The sequence below is a fragment of the Caulobacter sp. LARHSG274 genome (assembly GCF_052871235.1).
The window spans coordinates 64,192-82,434 of the sequence record NZ_JBIXJO010000005.1 but is presented as its reverse complement, the minus strand read 5'-3'; the positions used below and the strand labels follow the sequence as shown (position 1 = coordinate 82,434).

Here is an 18,243-nt window from a genome sequence, read left to right as displayed (position 1 = left end):
CGGGTTCGACTCGTTGCGGACTTCGCTCCCTCTCCTTTTGGGAGAGGGAGGGGCCCGCCGCGAAGCGGTGGGAGGGTGAGGGGTTACGGTGTCGACCGGCGTGCCGGCGCTCCGTCTTGCTCAGCAACCCCTCACCCCGGCCCTCTCCCAATGGGAGAGGGAGGCCCGCTAACCACCCCCCAAGCGACGTTCGACCCGTCGGCTTCCCCGGCGAATGGGCGGACATCCGGCCTCCGCGCCGCCGCCGCGGCTTTCCTTTTCGACCCGAGTCGGACATCACCTTTGCCGGCGAGGCCAGCTTCGCCGGAGCAGGACCCCGATGATCGACTTCCCCGACGACATCTTCAGCGAGCCGGAGGACGTGGATCCGGACACCCTGGCCAATCTGGGACCGCTGCGGCCGCTGGCCGGGGTGTGGGAGGGCCGCAAGGGCGTCGACCTCAATCCGAAGGCCGAAGGGCCCGAGCGGCGCGACTATCTCGAGCGCATCGAGATCCAGCCCATCGATCCCCAAGCCAACGGGCCGCAGCTGCTCTACGGCCTGCGCTACCACGTCCACATCGTCGCCTCGGACGAGGACACGACCTTCCATGACCAGGTCGGCTACTGGCTGTGGGAGCCGGCCACCGGGCTGATTATGCAGACCCTGGCCATTCCCCGCGGCCAAACAGCCCTGGCCAGCGGCCGCGCGGCGGCGGACGGGTCCGGCCTTGTCGTTCGCGCCGAGCGCGGCGGTCCCGGCTACGGAATCTGCTCGACCGACTTCCTGGAATGGGCGTTCCGCACCGACTCCTACGAGCTCGACGTGCGCTTCAACCCCGACGGCGGCTGGTCTTACGTGTCGACGACGATGCTCCAGGTCCGCGGCCGCAGCGAGCCCTTCCGCCACGTCGACCGCAACACCCTGGCCAAGGTCGCCGAGCCGCGGCCCAACCCCCTGGCGCGGATCGCGGCCGGCGGGGCGACCCTGGCCGAGGCGCACGGCTTCACGTCGATCGGCGGCTGAAGCCGCCAAGCCCTGGCCGCCGGCGACAAGGCGGCCGCAAGACCATCGAGGGGGAAGACATCGTGAACCGTTTGCCGACGAGGGCGGTGCTCGCCGCCGTCCTGAGCCTGTTGCTGCCTCACATCAGCGAGGCCGCGCCGGCCACCCGTCCCGTCCCGGTGACCGGGGGCGCGATCGTCGGATCGCAGGACGGCCCGCTCAACGAATATTTCGGCGTCCCGTTCGCCGCGCCGCCGGTCGGCGACCTGCGCTGGCGGCCGCCGCAGCCCGTCGTCGCCTGGACCGGCGAACGGCCGGCGCGCGCCTTCTCCCCCGCCTGCTCGCAGACCGCGACCTGGATTCCCGATCCCAAGAGCGAAGACTGCCTGTATCTGAACCTGTGGGCGCCGGCCAAGGCCAAGGGCCTGCCGGTCATCGTCTGGATCCACGGCGGGGCCATGGACAGCGGGGCCGCCGCCGTGCCGGTGCAGAACGGCGCCAACCTGGCCCGGCGCGGGGCCGTCGTGGTCACCCTGAGCTACCGCCTGGGCGTATTCGGCTTCTATGCGTCGCCGGAACTGAGCGCGGAGTCGCCGCAGCATGTGTCCGGAAACCAGGGGATTCTCGACCAGATCGCGGCCTTGCGCTGGGTCCGGGCCAACATCGCGGCGTTTGGCGGCGATCCGGACCGAGTGACGATCATGGGCAATTCCTCGGGCGGGGAATCGGTGGCGGTGCTGGTGGCCTCGCCGCTGGCCAAGGGCCTGTTCCAGCGCGCCATCGCCGAGAGCGGCAATGATGCGATGCCGATCAGTCCGGACGACGATCACCGCTTCGACCACACGCCCGCCGCCGAGGCCAAGGGCCTGGCCTTCGCCAAGGCGGTCGGGGCCGAACGCCTGGCGGACCTGCGCCGGCTCAGCGTCGCGGACCTGCAGAAGCAGGCCTGGTCGCCGCGCGTCCATGTCGACGGCCGTCTGCTGCGCGCCGACCTGACCACGACCTACCGCAACCACGGCCAGAACGACGTGCCCCTGCTGGTGGGCTGGACCGCCGAGGAGGGCAAGGATCTGACGGTGTTCTACCTGGATCCCAGCGCCTCCACCGCCGCCGGGCGCCGCGACCAGATGGCCGCGCTGCTGGGCTATCCGCCGTCCGATCGCATGCTGGCCGCCTATCCCGGGGCCACCGACGCCCAGGCCCTCGCCTCGATCAACCAGCTGACCAACGACTGGTGGGGCTGGCGCATGGCCCACTGGGCGGCGCTGCAGGCCCGGTACGGCCGCTCGAAGTCCTATGTCTACTACTTCGCCCACCGTCCCGCCGAACCGCCGACCCCGTGCTCCTGGGGCTGCGGCGCCGGCCACGGCGTCGACGTCCAGTACATGCTCGACAATCTCGCCGTCGACCCGCGGGCCTGGAGCGCGGAGGACCGGCGGCTGGCGAACCAGCTGGCCGACACGGTGATCCGGTTCGCGCGAACCGGCAGCCCGGCGGGCGAGGGGCTGCCGGCCTGGCCGGCGTTCGACGGCTCGAACGCCTCCATACGGGCGATCGGCGGCGACGCCGAACTCCAGGCCCATCCGCTGCCGGACTTCTCGGACTTTCGGTAGGGCCTGGAGCCGCCCTGATCTCGGAGGCGTCGGCGCGCTATTTGAGCGGCAGGAACAGTTCCACGACCACTTCGTGCGCCGACGCCTCCGGGATCAAGGCGAGCCGGCGCTGGCTGTAGACCGGGAAGTCGCGGACGTCCTCGCCGCTGGCCGGCAGCCAGTCGCGATAGAGGTAGAGCGCGGCGGGCTCGAGATTGTTGGTGTTGCCCGGATAGCGCAGCACCGCGCAGCGGCCGCCGGGGATCACGCCGGGCTTCATCGGCTGATCCTCGGCCCCGATCGGCCGGTCCGTCCCCGCGCACAGGTCCATGCTGTAGTCGGCCGGGTTGGCCGGCAGCCTTTCGGACCGGAAGATCATGAAGGTCGGGTTGGTCTCGGGCGACAGGCCGGCGGCCTTGCGCCAGGTGATGAAGCGCTCCCGGGTCTCCCCGAGCCCGGCCCGGTCGCCCCGGTGCTCGAGGACCGCCACCGGGGTGGGCGGCACGTCGCGGATCTCGACGTCGTCGGGGGTGAAGATGATCTGCATGAGCTTGCTCCTGGCATGGTCGAGAGGCCCGAAGGCCGCGAGCCACGGATCCCAGTCGGGCGACTTCCGGAACGACGAAGGCGATTGCCCCAGCCGCCGCCGGAAGGCCCGGGCGAAGGCGTCCGGCGCGTCATAGCCGGCGTCCATCGCGATGTCGGTGACGCTCTGGCTGTTCATGGCCAGCCGGTGCGAAGCCCGCTTCATGCGGGCCAGCTGGACATAGCGATGCACGGACAACTCGAAGGTCGCCGTGAACTGCCGGTGGAAATGGAACTTGGAGAAGGCCGCGATGCGGCTCACCGTTTCCAGATCCAGGTCGCCGTCCAGATGCCGGTCGATATAGTCCAGCACCCGCCGCATCCGGGCATGATAGTTTTGAAGCGCCGCCTGCATCGTTCCTGTTTTCCGTGACGGCCTTAGCTAGCCGCCCGCGGCGCGGTCGTGCTCGACCGATCTTGCGGTTCGGTGTGAAGCGGCCGGAGTTTTCGCGGCCGCTTGCAGGGGAGTATCGGCGGTTGTGGGATGGCCGCAACGGGGGAAACGGTGTGATGGACTGGTTCGACCCTAGTCAGACCTTGGCAAGGTCGGCTAGCGGGGTGTAAGGATCACTCGGCTCGCGGCCCCCACGAGCCGCCAGACCCGTGGTAGGTCTCGGCTGAAAGCTGGAATTGTCGTGCGCAGTTGGCGCAGCGAAAATTATAGAGCACCAGGTCATCGTACCGACCAGCAGCGTTCAAATCAGCGAATGCGATAGCCCCGCCCATTGGACCAACGTCCATCTCCTGCAGCACTCCATCTGCGACTGCTTTCTTCGCGGCCGAGATGGCGTCGAACAGTCCCTGGCGGCTGAGGATTTTTCGGCGCTCTTGAAGAGCAGAACAAAGCTGACAGTCCATGCGCGTTAGTAACACCTTAGGGCCGAGGGTCCGCAACCCACCCTTCACAGACCTTCGAAAGGTCTCCTCGGCGCAAGCCGCCATCCGCCCCGTCGGATGCGGCCGCGCCTTAAAACCCTTGTAGGATCGGAGCTCTGGCGTCTGGCCGCGTCAAGGACGACGCTCCGCATCGCCGCGGCGCGGCCGGCCGCAGGCCGGTCCTTGACACGGCCAGACGCCAGAGCAGGCTTGCCTACAAGGTTTCAAGGCGCGGCCTCGCCGCTGGGGGCGGGCGGATGGGGAGAAGGCGCTCTCTCTTTTTTACCTTCCCTCCCCATTTTGGGGAGGGTGGGCCCGAAGGGGTCGGGTGGGGAGCGGTGCAGGGCGGTGGACGGGGGGCGACCGGTAGAGTCAGCAGGCCCCACCCGACCCTGGCTCCGCCAGGGCCACCCTCCCCACGAGGGGGAGGGAAGGGATTCTAGGGGGATCGGCGCGCCTCTATCCCCGCCGCTGACGCCAAGAACTCCAGCAACTTCAACACCCTGAAAAATAACCACCGTTACCAACGCGCCAGCCCTCAAACCTCCTGCACACTCACGGCTGTCTCCGTCGCGGAGGAGGGCGCTTGGTACCGACCCGAAGCGGCGATGGAGATGGAACCGAGCGGGGCCGCCTGGGCCTGGCGATCGGGTCGCGGCGGGCGGCGGGGCTCAGAAGGCTCCAAGGTCCGGCGCGGACGGTGGCGGGACAGGCGGGTCGACGGGGCCGGGAGGTTCAAACCGGCCTGTTCCAGGATCTGTCGGAGTCGCTGACGGCCCCTTCCGGGCGACTTTGATCCTGCCCGTCCGAGGGGGAACGTCGATCGGGATGAAACAGGCCCTCAGTCGCCGTCCCTCGAGACAAACGGTTCCGCGGAGCGGTCTGTCCACGCCGAAACGCAAACACTACCCCCACGGTCCCCGGGCCTGGCCCGGCCGCTCCGCGCCTCCTCACCCCCTCGCAGCGAAAGCCCGAGGTCGAAGCGCCGTGTCTCTTTCTAAGCCGTCGCCTGGGTCTTGCGCGTGAACGCCATCACCCCGTCGTCAACCCGGCCCAGCCGCAGGGCCAGCAGGTCGAGGAGGTAGTTCTGGCGGACCTTCCACGGGGCCCGCGTTCCCTGCCTGGGGAAGCTGTCCATCGCCCGCTGGACATAGCCGGAGCTGAAGTCGAGCCAGGGAACGGCCGGCATGGCCGGATCGGCCAGGCGCGGGGTGCAGGCGGTCGCGCCGGCGCGGTCCATGTGGCGCAGCAGGCGGCAGACATAGCCGGCGGTCAGGTCGGCCTTCAGGGTCCAGCTGGCGTTGGTGTAGCCGAACACTGAGGCGAGGTTGGGCACGTCGCTGAACATCATGCCCTTGTAGCTCATCGACCGCGCCAGGTCGGCGCGCGCGCCGTCGACCTCCACGGCCAGGCCGCTGACCAGCCGCATCACCAGGCCGGTGGCGGTGACGACGATGTCGGCCTCCAGCGTCTGGCCGGAGGCCAGGGCAAGGCCGGTCTCGGTGAAGGTCTCGATTCGGTCGGTGACCACTTCGGCGGTCCCGGCCCGCAGGGCGGCGAACAGGTCGGAGTCGGGGACCAGGCACAGCCGCTGCTCCCAGGGATTGTAGCGCGGGGTGAAATGGGTGGCGACGTCGTAGTCGGGGCCCAGTTCGCGGCGCACCAGGCCGATCAGCTTGTCCTTGGTCTGGGCCGGCTTGTTGCGGGCCAGGTTGAAGAACAGGGTGCTCAGCAGCACGTACTTCCAGCGGGTCAGGGCGTGGGCCAGGCCGGCCGGCAGCCAGGCCCGCAGGCGGTTGGCCAGCACGTCCTCGGCCGGACGCGAGACCACATAGGTCGGCGAGCGCTGCAGCATGGTCACCTGGGCCGCCTGCTTGGCCATTTCCGGGACCAGGGTGACGGCGGTGGCCCCGCTGCCGATCACCACCACTTTCTTTCCGGCGTAGTCGAGGTCGCCGGGCCAGTGCTGGGGATGGACGATCCGGCCCCTGAACCGGGCAAGGCCGGGGAAGTCGGGCGTGTAGCCTGCGGCGTAGTCGTAATAGCCGCTGCACATCAGCAGGAAGCCGCAGGTGAAGGTCAGAACCTGGCCGTCATGCTCGACCTCGACGGTCCAGCGGGCGGTCTGCGACGACCACGAGGCCCGGGTCGCCCGGTGGCGGAAGCGGATCTTGCGGTCGACGCCGAAGTGGCGGGCGGTGTCGCGGACATAGGCGAGGATCGCCGGGCCCTCGGCGATGGCCTTGGCCCCGCGCCAGGGCCGGAAGCTGTAGCCGAGGGTGAACATGTCGCTGTCGGAGCGCACGCCGGGATAGCGGAACAGGTCCCAGGTGCCGCCGATCGCCTCGCGGGCCTCGAGGATCGCATAGGTCTTGCCGGGGCGGCGGGTCTGCAGGTGATAGCCGGCCCCGATCCCCGACAGGCCCGCGCCGACCACCAGGACGTCGAAATGCTCGGTCGCCATGCGCTCGCCCCGCTCCCCGGCCGGTCCGGTGGGCCCGGACGTGTTTATATGATCGATGTTCATATATCAGGGGCCTTTTTCGCCGTCCGGTCAATCGGGACGCCATATCAGCCCGGTTTTGATTGCGCATCTTCGGCGCGGACGCGTATGCGGTTCGTCCATGTCCCTGCGCGACTTCGGTCTGCTGGTCCTGGTCTGTCTGGTCTGGGCCTGCAACAACATCGTCTCCAAGATCGTGGTCGCCCATTGGGGCGTGCCGCCGCTGTTCTATGCGACGGTGCGCTTCGCCCTGGTGGCGGCGGCGACCCTGCCGTGGCTGTGGCCGGCCCCGCGGCCGGCCTGGCGGATCGTGGTGGTCGGCCTGTTGATGGGGGCGGGCAGCTTCGCCCTGCTGTTCATGGGCTTTCGCACCGCCTCGCCCTCGGCCGCCGCGGTGGTGGCCCAGCTGAGCGTGCCGTTCACCACCGCGTTGTCGATGCTGATGCTGGGCGAGAAGGTCCGCTGGCGGCGCGGACTGGGCATGGTGCTGACCCTGGCCGGGGCGGTGATCGTGATGTGGAGCCCGCACGGCCTGGCGCTGTCGCCGGGCCTGTGGCTGATCGCCGGCTCGGCCCTGACCGGCTCGCTGGGAGCGGTGATGATGAAGCAGATCGAGGGGGTCAAGCCGCTGCAGTTCCAGGCCTGGGTCGGGGCGGCCTCGGTCGGGCCGGTGGCGGCGCTGAGCCTGCTGACCGAGCCGAGGGGCCTGGAGGCGGCGGTCGCAGCGGGCTGGCCGTTCGTGGCGGCGGTGGGGTTCTCGGCCCTGGTGGTCTCGGTCCTGGCCCACACCGCCTATTACGGCCTGATCCAGCGCCACGAGGCCAATCTGATCGCGCCCCTGACCCTGATGACCCCGCTGCTGACCATCGGCCTGGGCGTGCTGGTCACCCACGATCCCTTCGACATCCGCATGGGAATCGGCGCGATCCTGGCCCTGGCCGGCGTGCTGATCATCGCCCTGCGCAAGAACCAGGTCATGCCGCTGCTTCTGCTGACGAGGAACCGTTTCCAATGATCCTGATCGACGCCCCGTCGCCGAACTTCGACGCCCGCAAGGCCGTGCCCGACTGCGTGATCCTGCACTATACCGGCATGCCGACCGGCGAGGCCGCCCTGGCGCGTCTGTGCGACCCCGAGGCCAAGGTCTCGGCCCACTACCTAGTCGAGGAGGACGGCCGGGTGTTCCGCGTCGTGCCCGAGGAGCGCCGGGCCTGGCACGCGGGGGCGGCGTTCTGGAAGGGCGTCAAGGACATCAACTCGGCCTCGATCGGCGTCGAGATCGTCAATCCCGGCCACGAGTTCGGCTACCGGCCGTTCCCCGACGCCCAGGTCGCCGCGGTGATCAACCTGCTGGCCGACGTCCGCTCGCGCTGGAGCATCGACGACGACCGCATCCTGGGCCATTCCGACATCGCCCCCGGCCGCAAGATCGACCCGGGCGAGCTGTTCCCGTGGAAGCGGCTGGCCGAGGCCGGCCATGGCCTGTGGGTCGAGCCGCCGCCCTCGCCCGGGGCGCCGCTGGGCCAGGGCGAGGAGGGCACGGGGGTGTTCGCCCTGCAGGCCGGCCTGACCCGGCTGGGCTACAACTGCCCGCCGTCGGGCAAGTACGATGAATGGACCACGACCGTCGTCGCCGCCTTCCAGCGCCACTGGCTGCAGACCCGCTTCGACGGCGTCGCCGACGGCGAGACCCGGGCCCGGCTGGTGGCCCTGCTGCGGGCGGCGGGCTGATGCATCCGGCCAAGTCTTTCCGCATCGAGGATCGCGCGACGCTGCTGGCCTTCGTCCGCGCCCATCCGTTCGTGACCATCGCCGCGGCGGTCGGCGGGTGCCCGTTCACGGCCCAGGCGCCGGTGGTGGTCCACGAGCTCGACTTCGGCGAGGTGGCGCTGGACTTCCACCTGTCGCGCGGCAACGCCCTGGCGCCATACGTCGTCCCAGGCTTCCGGGCCGTAGTCTTGGCGACCGGGCCGGACGCCTATGTCAGCCCCGACTGGTACGGAAGCGACGACCAGGTCCCGACCTGGAACTATGTCTCGGCCGAGGCGGAAGGCCTGGTCGCGCCGCTGAGCGACGCCGAGTTCGTGGCCCTGCTCGACGACCTCTCCGCCCAGGAGGAGGCGCGGCTGGCGCCCAAGAAGCCCTGGACCCGCGAGAAGATGAGCCCCGGCCGCTTCGAGACGATGATGCGCGGGATCATCGGCTGCCGCCTCAGCGTCGAGCGGCTGGAGGGCACCTTCAAGCTGGCGCAGAACAAGAGCGAGGCCGACCGGGCCGGGGTGGTCGCGGCGTTGGGGGATCATCCGGTGGCGAGGCTGATGCGGGACGTTTCTGCCTAGATTTCCATTTCTGCTACGTTGGAAGTTAGGCTCCGAAATCCGCTAGGTGCGGCGCAACGTTCTTGACTTATTGGGCATTCTTGCCATATACCTCGGACCTGTCGTAGTCCGAACCTACTTAAGCCATTGGGCTGCGACCTACAAAGGGCCCCTGCGGGGGCCCTTTCCTACATCTGGGGGCAAGATGTCGCGTGTCGCAATTTTCGTCGATGCCGGTTATCTTTTCGCCCAAGGATCAGTAGCGCTCGCTGGTGAAAAGAAGCGCCGGACGGAGTTGAGGCTTAATGAAACGGCTGCGCTAGCAGAACTCGTTTCTCTCGCTCGCGAAAAGACAGATAATGGCCGCTTGTTGCGGACTTATTGGTACGATGCTCCTCCTGCTAATGGAATGAGCGGGCAGCATACGGCTCTCGCGGCAACAGACTACGTCAAGCTCAGGCTAGGTGTTCTAAACGGGCAGGGGCAACAGAAGGGCGTAGACTCCCTCATAGTCACAGACCTTATCGAACTTGCTCGTAACAAGTCGATTTGCGATGCGGTCCTTTTGTCTGGTGACGAAGATGTCAGAATTGGTGTGCAAATAGCTCAGAATTTTGGTGTCGGCATCCATTTGATCGGTATCAAGCCTGCGCGAGGATCGCAGTCGCGCCTTTTGCGATATGAGGCAGACACGACCACTGAATGGGATGCTACGGTCATTTCTAAGTTTTTGACTGTTGCTGCGCCTCTATCCAAAGTTGCAGGGAGTCCAGCTTCGGCAACTGGCTCATCGCAGGGGCCTGTTGAAGCACCTCTTATCGTCGCTGTCGCGTCGGCCAACGGCGACGATGTCTTTAAGAGGGTCGCTGACGATGAAATCGCTGCTATGGATACCTCTGATGTCGCCACTCTGACCACATTTTGGGATAGTGGTCAGCAAGGGTTGCCGGCTGAGGTCGACCGTCCCTTTCTCGGTAAATGTCGAGACGCAGTTGCGCGGCAGTTGACCAGTGATGAGCGTCGGGCGGCGCGCATTTATTTTGCAAGTGCTGTTAAGGCTATTGCCGCAAAAGCGCCCTAGCGGTGTGGCCTCCCGGTGGGGCAGTGCATCGGTAGAATGGTGTTGTAAGCCGATCGCCAATTGACCTCGCGCCCTTCCACCGTCAAACACCGTCCCGGACCAGATGGTCGGGCGGTCGCGGTCTTCGCAAGAAGGTCGAGGAAAGTCCGGGCTCCACGGTGACAAGGCGGCGGGTAACGCCCGCCGGGAGCGATCCCAGGGATAGCGCCACAGAAAGCAAACCTCCTCCCTCCGGGGCGGGAAGGGTGAAAGGGTGGGGTAAGAGCCCACCGCGGACCTGGCAACAGGGACGGCATGGCAAGCCCCGCCTGGAGCAAGACCGAATAGGGACCCCGCGCCGGCCTCGCGTCGGATAGGCCGTCACTGGCTGAGAGGGTCCGGGTAGGTCGCGAGAACCGTCCAGCGATGGGCGGTCCAGAGGAATGGCCGTCTCGCGCTCCTCGGAGCGTCAGACAGAACCCGGCTTACAGACCATCTGGTCCATGATCCCCGATCAATCGCCCGGCGAGCCGGCCCGCCGCCGCGCCCCAGGGGCGCGAATGCTTAACATGTTCCATGTATGTTCTGTGGATAGACTCCTCGCGATTGTGAAAGAGCTTACCAAGACCTTTGTTTTCGTGGGCGAACGGCATCCAGTGTCATTGTCTCCCAATCAATCCCATGTTAACCCACTTGTGTCGGAGCGGCCCAGGCGGGGCCGTCGGGCGCGGGTTCAAGCAGGGGTAGCGAGGTGTTCCTCTCGACGTTCGAGAAGCAGCTGGACAGCAAGCGGCGCATCGTCGTGCCGCAGGACTTCCGCGCCGCGCTCTCGGGGCCGTTCGACGGGATCTTCTGTTTCCCCTCGATCGAGGCCGACTGCCTGGAGGCGGGCGGCAAGAGCCTGTTCGACCGCTATCAGGGGGTGATCGACGAGCTGCCGTTCGGCGACCCGCTGCGCTCGGCCCTGGAAACCAGCGTGCTCGGCGGCATGGCCCGGCTGTCGTTCGACACCGCCGGCCGCATCACCCTGCCCGACACCCTGTGCGAGATGTTCGGCCTGACCGACTGGGTGGCGGTGGTCGGCCTGGGCGAGCGCTTCCAGATCTGGTCGCGCGAAGCCTTCCAGGCCCATCGCGCCGCCCAGCGCGAACTGGCCCGCGACGGCCTGGCGGCGATGCGGGCCCAGCAGCGCACGGCGCGGATCGGCGGCGCCGCATGACCGCCGCCCCGCACCTTTCGGTCCTGCTCGACGAGGTGGTGGCGGCCCTGTCGCCGGCCCCAGGCGAAATGGTCGTCGACGGCACCTTCGGGGCCGGCGGCTACACCCGCGCCATCCTGGCCACCGGGGCGTCGGTCACCGCCTTCGACCGCGATCCCAGCGTCGCCCGGTTCGCGGACCAGATCGCCGCCGAGCTTCCCGCGGCGGATGGTCGCTTTCGCCTGATTCACGACCGATTCTCGCAAATCACCACGTATCTGGGGGAGGCGTCGGTGGACGGCGTGACCCTGGATCTCGGCGTATCTTCCATGCAGCTCGACGAGGCTGATCGCGGCTTCTCCTTCATGCGCGACGGTCCGCTGGACATGCGCATGGGCGCCGACGGCCCCACCGCCGCCGACCTGGTCAACACTCTCGATCCGGTCGAGCTGGCCCGCATCCTCTATGTCTATGGCGAGGAGCACGCCTCGCGCCGCATCGCCAGCTTCATCGTCAAGCGCCGCGCCGAGCGGCCGTTCACCCGCACCCTGGACCTGGCCCATGTCATCGAGCGGGCCCTGGGCGGCCGCAAGGGCGCCAAGGTGCATCCGGCCACCCGCTCGTTCCAGGGGCTGCGGATCGCGGTCAACGCGGAGTTGGAAGAGTTGGAAGCCGGCCTGATCGCCGCCGAGCGGGTGCTCAAGCCCGGCGGCCGCCTGGCCGTGGTCACCTTCCATTCGCTGGAAGACCGCATCGTCAAGAATTTCCTGGCCGAGCGGGCCGGGCGCACCCCGGGCGGCTCGCGCCACCTGCCGCCGGTCGAGGCCGGCGCGCCGGCCAGCTTCCAGCTGATCTCGTCCAAGGCCATCGCCCCGGGCGAGGCCGAGCTGGCGGTCAATCCGCGGGCCCGGTCCTCGAAGCTGCGCGCCGCCGTGCGGACCCCGGCTCCGGTGTGGAGCGACGCCGCATGAGCCTGTCGAGCCTGTTCGATCGCCGCGTGCGCGGCTTCCGGGTGGTGGAGCTGGTCTGCCTGAGCCTGCTGCTGGCCCTGGTGCTGGGCGTCTACATGGCCAAGACCTTCGCCGGCCGCGAGCGGGCCCAGATCGCCGACGTCGAGCGGCAGATCGAGGACGAGAAGATCCGCGTCCGCCTGCTGAAGGCCGAGGTCGCCTATCTGGAGCAGCCGCGCCGCATCGAGCAGCTGGCCGCCGGCCTGCACCTGACCCCGATCAAGCCGGACCACGAGACCACCGAGGACGCCCTGATCGACGTCGCCCGCCATCGGGCGCCGGTCACTGCGTCGACCTCGGCCGCGGCTCCCGCCCCGTCGGCGACCGACGCGGCCTCGGCCGAGGCCCCGGACGCGACGGCCGACGACTATCCTGCGCCGGAGGGCCAAAGATGAGCCTGGCCAATCTCGCTCCCGGCGGCGCGCCCGCGGCCTGGCGCTGGCTGATCGAACGAGTCTGGCGGCTGGAGCACGCCTTCGAGCGCTCGCGCGCCGCCGCCCGCCCCGAGGACGACACCCGCATCCGCATCTTCTTCGTGATGGCCATCTTCGGCCTGGCCTTCTGCGTGCTGGCGTTCGGGGCGACCTGGGCGGCGGTGTTCTCCAAGGTCGGGGGCAACGGCTACCTGGCCTCGACCGACGGCGCGCGTGGCGACCTGGTCGACCGCAACGGCCAACTGCTGGCTGTCGACCTGACCCACTACGCCCTCTACATCGACCCCAAGGAGGTCTGGGACGCCAGGGCCACGCGCAAGGCGCTGGCCAAGGCCCTGCCGCAGGTGCCGGCCAAGCGCCTGGACAAGGCCGTGACCGGCGACCGCCGCAGCTTCGTGCTCGGCGGCATGACCCCGGCCGAGAAGGACGCGATCTTCGACCTGGGCCTGCCGGGCGTGCAGTTCGAGGAGCAGGCCCGCCGGGTCTATCCGCTCGGCGCCAGCGCCGCCCACTTCATCGGCTTCGTCGACAACGGCGGCCGAGGCCTGGCCGGGGCCGAGCGGGCCCTGGACAAGCCGGTGCGCGAGGCCGCCGCCCGGGGACCGGACGGGGCCATGCCGCTGTCGATCGACCTGCGGGTCCAGGCCGCGCTGGAGGACGAGGTCCGCAAGGCCGCCATCGAGTTCCAGGCCAAGGGCGCCGTCGGCCTGGTGACCAATGTCCATACCGGGGAGATCCTCGGCATGACCAGCTATCCCGACTACGACCCCAACCTGCCGGGCCAGGCCAGCGACGACGCCAAGCTCAACCGGGCGGCGGCGGCGGTCTACGAGATGGGCTCGACCTTCAAGGCCTTCACGGTCGCCATCGGCCTGGACACCGGCGTGGCGACGCCGCAAAGCACCTTCGACGCCCGCCAGCCCTTCAAGCTGGGCTACCGGACCATCCACGACTTCCACGCCGCCCGTAAGATCCTGACCCTGGTCGAAGTGTTCCAGCATTCCTCCAACATCGGCACCGCCATGCTGGCCGAGCGGATCGGCGGCGAGCGGCTGAGCCGCTACTTCACGGCCCTGGGCCTGACCCGGCCGGCCAAGGTGGAGCTGCCGGAATCGGCCCGGCCGCTGACCCCGCGCAAGTGGGACGACGACGCGGTGGCCTCCACCTCGTTCGGCCACGGCATCAATGTCAGCCCCCTGGCCCTGGCCCAGGCCATGGGCGCGCTGCTGAACGGCGGCACCCTGCAGCCCCTGACCATCCACAAGCTGGCCCAGGGCGTGCGTCCCGAGGCGCCGCGGGCGGTGTCGGAGGAGACTTCGCAGCAGATGCTGCAGATCATGCGCGCCAACGTCACCGGCGGCAGCGGCAAGTCGGCCAACATCCCGGGCCTGTCGGTGGGCGGCAAGACCGGCACCGGCGAGAAGTACGACCCGGCCATCCGCGCCTACAGCCACCAGCGCCAGGTCTCGTCCTTCGCGGCGGTGTTCCCGACCGACAACGCCCTGGAGACCGACCGCTACTTCGTGCTGGTCCTGCTGGACGAGCCGCACGGCACCGCCAAGACGGGCGGCTTCTCGACCGGCGGCTATGTGGCCGCGCCGGCGGCCGGCCGGGTCATCGACCGCATCGCCCCGTTCCTGGGCGTGCGCCGCCAGACCGACATCCTCACCATCGCGGCCCGGCCGCAGACGGCCACGGCGGGGGCGGGACTTTGAGTATGCTGCTGTCACAACTCCTCAACCGGCCGTTCGAGGTCGATCCGGTCATCACCGGCGTCACCGCCGACAGCCGCAAGGTGCGCCCCGGCTTCCTGTTCGCCGCCCTGCCGGGCAGCCAGGTCGACGGCCGCAGCTTCATCCCCGGCGCCATCGCCGCCGGCGCCGCCGCCATCCTGGCCCCGGACGACGTCCAGGACCTGCCGGTCCCCGCCGCCCACGCCGGCGACCTGCGCCGCGCCTACGCCCTGGCCGCCGCCCAGTTCTGGCGCGACCAGCCGGCGACCTGCGTGGCGGTGACCGGCACCAACGGCAAGACCTCGGTCGCCGGCTTCGCCCGCCAGATCTACGCCCGCCTCGGCCGCAAGGCGGCCAGCATGGGCACCCTGGGCGTGGTGGTCAGCGCGCCGGGCGTGCCGGACCTGCAGCTGACCCCGCCGGGCCTGACCACCCCCGACGCCGCCGACGTCGCCGAGATGATGGCCAGGCTGGCCGGCCTGGGCGTCACCCACCTGGCGGTCGAGGCCTCGTCGCACGGGATCGACCAGCGCCGGCTGGACGGCGTGCGCCTGGCCGCCGCCGGCTTCACCAACTTCACCCAGGACCACCTGGACTATCACGGCACCATGGGCTGCTACCGGGCCGCCAAGCTGCGGCTGTTCGAGACCCTGCTGCCGCGCGGCGGGACCGCCGTGCTCAACGCCGACAGCGACGCCTTCCCGGCCTTCGCCTCGGCCGCGGTCACCTCCGGCCAGAGCCTGCTGACGGTCGGCGGCGAAGGGCAGGGGCTCACCCTGGTGTCGCGCACCCCCGCGCCCGAGGGCCAGCGCCTGAAGATCGCCGCCCGGGGCCGCGAATTCGACGTGCTGCTGCCGCTGGCCGGCGATTTCCAGGCCTCCAACGTGCTGGTCGCGGCCGGCCTGTGCCTGGCCACCGGCGAGGACCTCGACGCGGTGATCGCCGCCCTGGCGCATCTCGAAGGCGCGGCCGGTCGGCTGCAGCGGGTCGGGACCGGCCCCCGCGGCGGCGTGGCCTATGTCGACTACGCCCACACCCCCGACGGCCTGGAGACGGTGCTGGCCGCTCTGCGACCCCACACCCAGGGCAAGCTGATCGTGGTGTTCGGGGCCGGCGGCGACCGCGACCGCGGCAAGCGGCCCCTGATGGGCGAGATCGCCGCCCGCCTGGCCGACATCGCCATCGTCACCGACGACAATCCGCGCTCGGAATCGCCGGCCAGCATCCGCGCCGCCATCCTCGACGCCGCCCCCGGGGCCCGCGAGATCGGCGACCGCCGCGAGGCCATCCGGGCCGGGGCGGCGCTGCTGTCCGACGGCGACGTGCTGGTGGTGGCCGGCAAGGGCCACGAGCAGGGCCAGCTGGCGGCCGGCGTCAACCATCCGTTCGACGACGTCACCGAAACCGCCCAGGCGCTGGAGGCCGTCCATGCCTGAAGCCCTGTGGACCGCTCCCCTCTGGACTGCGGGCGAGATCGCCGCCGCCACCGACGGCCAGGTGCTGGGCGACTTCGCCGCCACCGGCGTGTCGATCGACAGCCGCAGCATCGAACCGGGCGACCTGTTCGTGGCCCTGACCGGGGCGCGCGACGGCCATGAGTTCGTGGTCCAGACCGCCGACAAGGGCGCGGCCGGGGCCCTGGTCTCCAAGCCGGTGGCCATTCCGGCGGTGCTGGTCGAGGACACCTTCCGCGGCCTGGAACGCCTGGGCGTCGCCGCCCGCGAGCGCGCGCCCCAGGCCCGGCGCGGGGCGGTGACCGGCTCGGTCGGCAAGACCAGCGTCACCCGCGCCGTCGAGGCCGGCCTGCGCCGGGCCGGCAAGGCCCACGCCTCGGTCAAGTCGTACAACAACCATATCGGCGTGCCCCTGACCCTGGCCCGGATGCCGCGCGACACCCAGCGGGCGGTGTTCGAGGTCGGCATGAACCACACCGGCGAGATCACCCCGCTGTCGCAGTTCATCCGCCCGCACGCCGTGGCCATCACCACGGTCGGCCCCGTGCACCTGGAGAACTTCGCCGACGGCGAGGCGGGGGTCGCCCGCGCCAAGGCCGAGATCTTCGCCGGCCTGGAGCCCGAGGGCGTGGCGGTGCTGAACGCCGACAATCCCTGGTTCGACCTGCTGCAGGCCGAGGCCGGCAAGGCCGGGGCCAAGGTCTGGAGCTTCGGGACCGGCCCGGGCCTGACCGCCCAGCTGGTCGCCTTCGAGCCCCATGCCGGCGGCGCGACGATCACCGCGGTCCTGCACGGCGAGACGATCCGCTTCCCGATCCTGCAGACCGGGATCCACTGGGGCCTCAACAGCCTGTGCGTGCTGCTGATGCTGGAGGCGCTGGGCGTCGACCGCGACACCGCCCTGGCGGCCCTGGGCGAGTTCGCGCCGATCGAGGGCCGTGGGGCCGAGCGCCAGATCCGGGTGGCCGGCGGCGCCTTCACCCTGGTCGACGAAAGCTATAACGCCAATCCGGTGTCGATGCAGGCGGCCCTGGCGACCCTGGGCGCGCGTCAGGTCGCCGGCCGCCGCATCGTCGCCCTGACCGACATGCTGGAGCTGGGCCCCCAAAGCGCCCGATTCCACGGCGATCTAGCGACCCCGATCGCGGCGGCCGGCATCGATCTGGTGTTCTGCGCCGGACCGTTAATGAAATCTTTATGGGAAGCGCTTCCGCCGACTCGGCGGGGCGGCTACGCCGAAAGCGCCGCCGAGCTCGCACCGCTGGTCGTCTCGGCGATGCGGGCGGGCGACGTGGTGATGGTGAAGGGTTCGAATGGATCCAGAGCGGGGGCCGTGGCCGCCGCCCTGGACGCGCTCGACCTCGCGGGACAGGACTGATGCTGTATTTCCTCTTCGAGTGGCTGTCGCGCGGCGGGCATGAGCACGTCCCGGTCCTCAACCTGCTGAAATACCTGACCTTCCGCACCGGCATGTCGATGCTGACGGCCTATGTCGTCGCCGTCGCCATGGGCTCGCGCTTCATCCGCTGGATGAAGGCCAAGCAGGGCAAGGGCCAGCCGATCCGCACCGACGGCATCGCCCGGCACGTCACCGAGAAGGCCGGCACCCCCACCATGGGCGGCTTCATGATCCTGGCCGGCCTGTTCGTCGGCTCGCTGCTGTTCGCCGACCTGCGCAACGTCCATGTCTGGGTGGTGCTGGGCATCACCGCCGCCTTCGGCGTGCTGGGCTTCATGGACGACTACGCCAAGGTCACCAAGCAGACCACGGCCGGGCTCTCCAGCGGCCAGAAGTTGATCGCCCAGTTCATCGTCTCGATCCTGGCGGCCGTGGTGCTGATCCTGTTCGCGCCGAAGTCGTCGATGACTCCGGGGCTGGAGACCTCGCTGGTCTTCCCGATCCTGAAGAACCTGGTGGTCAATCTCGGCTGGTTCTACGTGGCCTTCGCGGCCTTCACGATCGCCGGCTTCTCCAACGCCGTGAACCTGACCGACGGGCTGGACGGCCTGGCCATCGTGCCGGTGATGTTCGCCGCCTCGACCTTCGGCCTGATCGCCTACCTGGTCGGCAACTACAAGTTCGCCGACTATCTGAACCTGCACTTCGTGCCCAGCGTCGGCGAGCTGGCCGTGGTCTGCGGGGCGATCATCGGCGGGGGCATGGGCTTTCTCTGGTACAACGCCCCGCCGGCCAAGATCTTCATGGGCGACACCGGCTCGCTGGCCCTGGGCGGGGCCCTGGGCTCGATCGCCGTCTGCGCCAAGCACGAGCTGGTGCTGGGCATCGTCGGCGGCCTGTTCGTGGCCGAGGCGCTGAGCGTCATGATCCAGGTCGCCTACTTCAAGAAGACCGGCAAGCGCATCTTCCTGATGGCGCCGATCCACCACCATTTCGAGAAGCTCGGCTGGGCCGAGAGCACCGTCGTGGTCCGCTTCTGGATCGTGGCGATGATGCTCAGCTTCGTCGGCCTCGCCACCCTGAAGCTGAGATAGGA

General features: G+C 69.4%; 15 protein-coding genes and 1 other RNA gene. 14 read left to right on the top strand and 2 right to left on the bottom strand.

The window, feature by feature from the left end; genetic code table 11:
- The first annotated feature begins 319 nt into the window (after window positions 1–319).
- On the top strand, window positions 320–1,006 hold the full coding sequence (locus ACIPQB_RS11925; RefSeq protein ID WP_446485446.1) for an FABP family protein: 687 nt from the start codon (window positions 320–322) through the stop codon (window positions 1,004–1,006).
- A 62-nt stretch (window positions 1,007–1,068) separates the two neighbouring features.
- Window positions 1,069–2,598, top strand: a complete 1,530-nt coding sequence (locus ACIPQB_RS11920) for a carboxylesterase/lipase family protein (protein ID WP_446485445.1) — start codon at window positions 1,069–1,071, stop codon at window positions 2,596–2,598.
- 37 nt (window positions 2,599–2,635) lie between these two features.
- Here ACIPQB_RS11920 and ACIPQB_RS11915 read toward each other — a convergent pair whose 3' ends face one another.
- Window positions 2,636–3,517, bottom strand: coding sequence for an AraC family transcriptional regulator (locus tag ACIPQB_RS11915; protein WP_446485444.1), 882 nt, complete (start codon window positions 3,515–3,517; stop codon window positions 2,636–2,638).
- A 1,518-nt stretch (window positions 3,518–5,035) separates the two neighbouring features.
- The gene (locus tag ACIPQB_RS11910) at window positions 5,036–6,502 is read right to left on the bottom strand and encodes a flavin-containing monooxygenase (protein WP_446485443.1); all 1,467 of its coding nucleotides are present in this window, start codon (window positions 6,500–6,502) and stop codon (window positions 5,036–5,038) included.
- 160 nt (window positions 6,503–6,662) lie between these two features.
- Between ACIPQB_RS11910 and ACIPQB_RS11905 the strand changes: the two genes are divergently transcribed.
- From ACIPQB_RS11905 to mraY, 12 genes are all read left to right on the top strand, one after another.
- Window positions 6,663–7,556, top strand: coding sequence for a DMT family transporter (locus ACIPQB_RS11905; RefSeq protein WP_446485442.1), 894 nt, complete (start codon window positions 6,663–6,665; stop codon window positions 7,554–7,556).
- Window positions 7,553–8,272 carry an N-acetylmuramoyl-L-alanine amidase gene (locus ACIPQB_RS11900; RefSeq protein ID WP_446485441.1) on the top strand — a complete coding sequence of 240 codons (720 nt, stop codon included), beginning with the start codon at window positions 7,553–7,555 and terminating at the stop codon, window positions 8,270–8,272. The genes ACIPQB_RS11905 and ACIPQB_RS11900 overlap by 4 nt, the downstream gene beginning before the upstream one ends.
- Window positions 8,272–8,880: an FMN-binding negative transcriptional regulator gene (locus tag ACIPQB_RS11895; RefSeq protein ID WP_446485440.1), complete on the top strand. Its 609-nt coding sequence runs from the start codon at window positions 8,272–8,274 to the stop codon at window positions 8,878–8,880. Before ACIPQB_RS11900 ends, ACIPQB_RS11895 begins: the two co-directional genes overlap by 1 nt.
- Window positions 8,881–9,064: 184 nt before the next feature.
- Window positions 9,065–9,940, top strand: coding sequence for an NYN domain-containing protein (locus tag ACIPQB_RS11890; RefSeq protein WP_446485439.1), 876 nt, complete (start codon window positions 9,065–9,067; stop codon window positions 9,938–9,940).
- A 99-nt stretch (window positions 9,941–10,039) separates the two neighbouring features.
- Window positions 10,040–10,423: RNase P RNA component class A (gene rnpB / locus ACIPQB_RS11885), an RNA gene on the top strand.
- Window positions 10,424–10,670: 247 nt separating this feature from the next.
- The gene (locus ACIPQB_RS11880) at window positions 10,671–11,138 is read left to right on the top strand and encodes a division/cell wall cluster transcriptional repressor MraZ (RefSeq protein WP_056437963.1); all 468 of its coding nucleotides are present in this window, start codon (window positions 10,671–10,673) and stop codon (window positions 11,136–11,138) included.
- Entirely contained in the window at window positions 11,135–12,088 is a 954-nt protein-coding gene (gene rsmH, locus ACIPQB_RS11875; RefSeq protein WP_446485438.1) for a 16S rRNA (cytosine(1402)-N(4))-methyltransferase RsmH, read from the top strand. Before ACIPQB_RS11880 ends, rsmH begins: the two co-directional genes overlap by 4 nt.
- Window positions 12,085–12,522, top strand: coding sequence for a cell division protein FtsL (gene ftsL / locus ACIPQB_RS11870; protein ID WP_446485437.1), 438 nt, complete (start codon window positions 12,085–12,087; stop codon window positions 12,520–12,522). Before rsmH ends, ftsL begins: the two co-directional genes overlap by 4 nt.
- Window positions 12,519–14,276, top strand: coding sequence for a peptidoglycan D,D-transpeptidase FtsI family protein (locus ACIPQB_RS11865; protein ID WP_446485436.1), 1,758 nt, complete (start codon window positions 12,519–12,521; stop codon window positions 14,274–14,276). The genes ftsL and ACIPQB_RS11865 overlap by 4 nt, the downstream gene beginning before the upstream one ends.
- A 2-nt stretch (window positions 14,277–14,278) precedes the next feature.
- Window positions 14,279–15,730 (top strand): UDP-N-acetylmuramoyl-L-alanyl-D-glutamate--2,6-diaminopimelate ligase, encoded by a 1,452-nt coding sequence (locus tag ACIPQB_RS11860; protein WP_446485435.1) that lies wholly within the window; start codon window positions 14,279–14,281, stop codon window positions 15,728–15,730.
- The gene (locus tag ACIPQB_RS11855; protein ID WP_446485434.1) at window positions 15,723–17,126 is read left to right on the top strand and encodes a UDP-N-acetylmuramoyl-tripeptide--D-alanyl-D-alanine ligase; all 1,404 of its coding nucleotides are present in this window, start codon (window positions 15,723–15,725) and stop codon (window positions 17,124–17,126) included. The genes ACIPQB_RS11860 and ACIPQB_RS11855 overlap by 8 nt, the downstream gene beginning before the upstream one ends.
- Window positions 17,126–18,241, top strand: coding sequence for a phospho-N-acetylmuramoyl-pentapeptide-transferase (gene mraY, locus ACIPQB_RS11850; protein ID WP_446485433.1), 1,116 nt, complete (start codon window positions 17,126–17,128; stop codon window positions 18,239–18,241). The genes ACIPQB_RS11855 and mraY overlap by 1 nt, the downstream gene beginning before the upstream one ends.
- Window positions 18,242–18,243 lie beyond the last annotated feature (2 nt).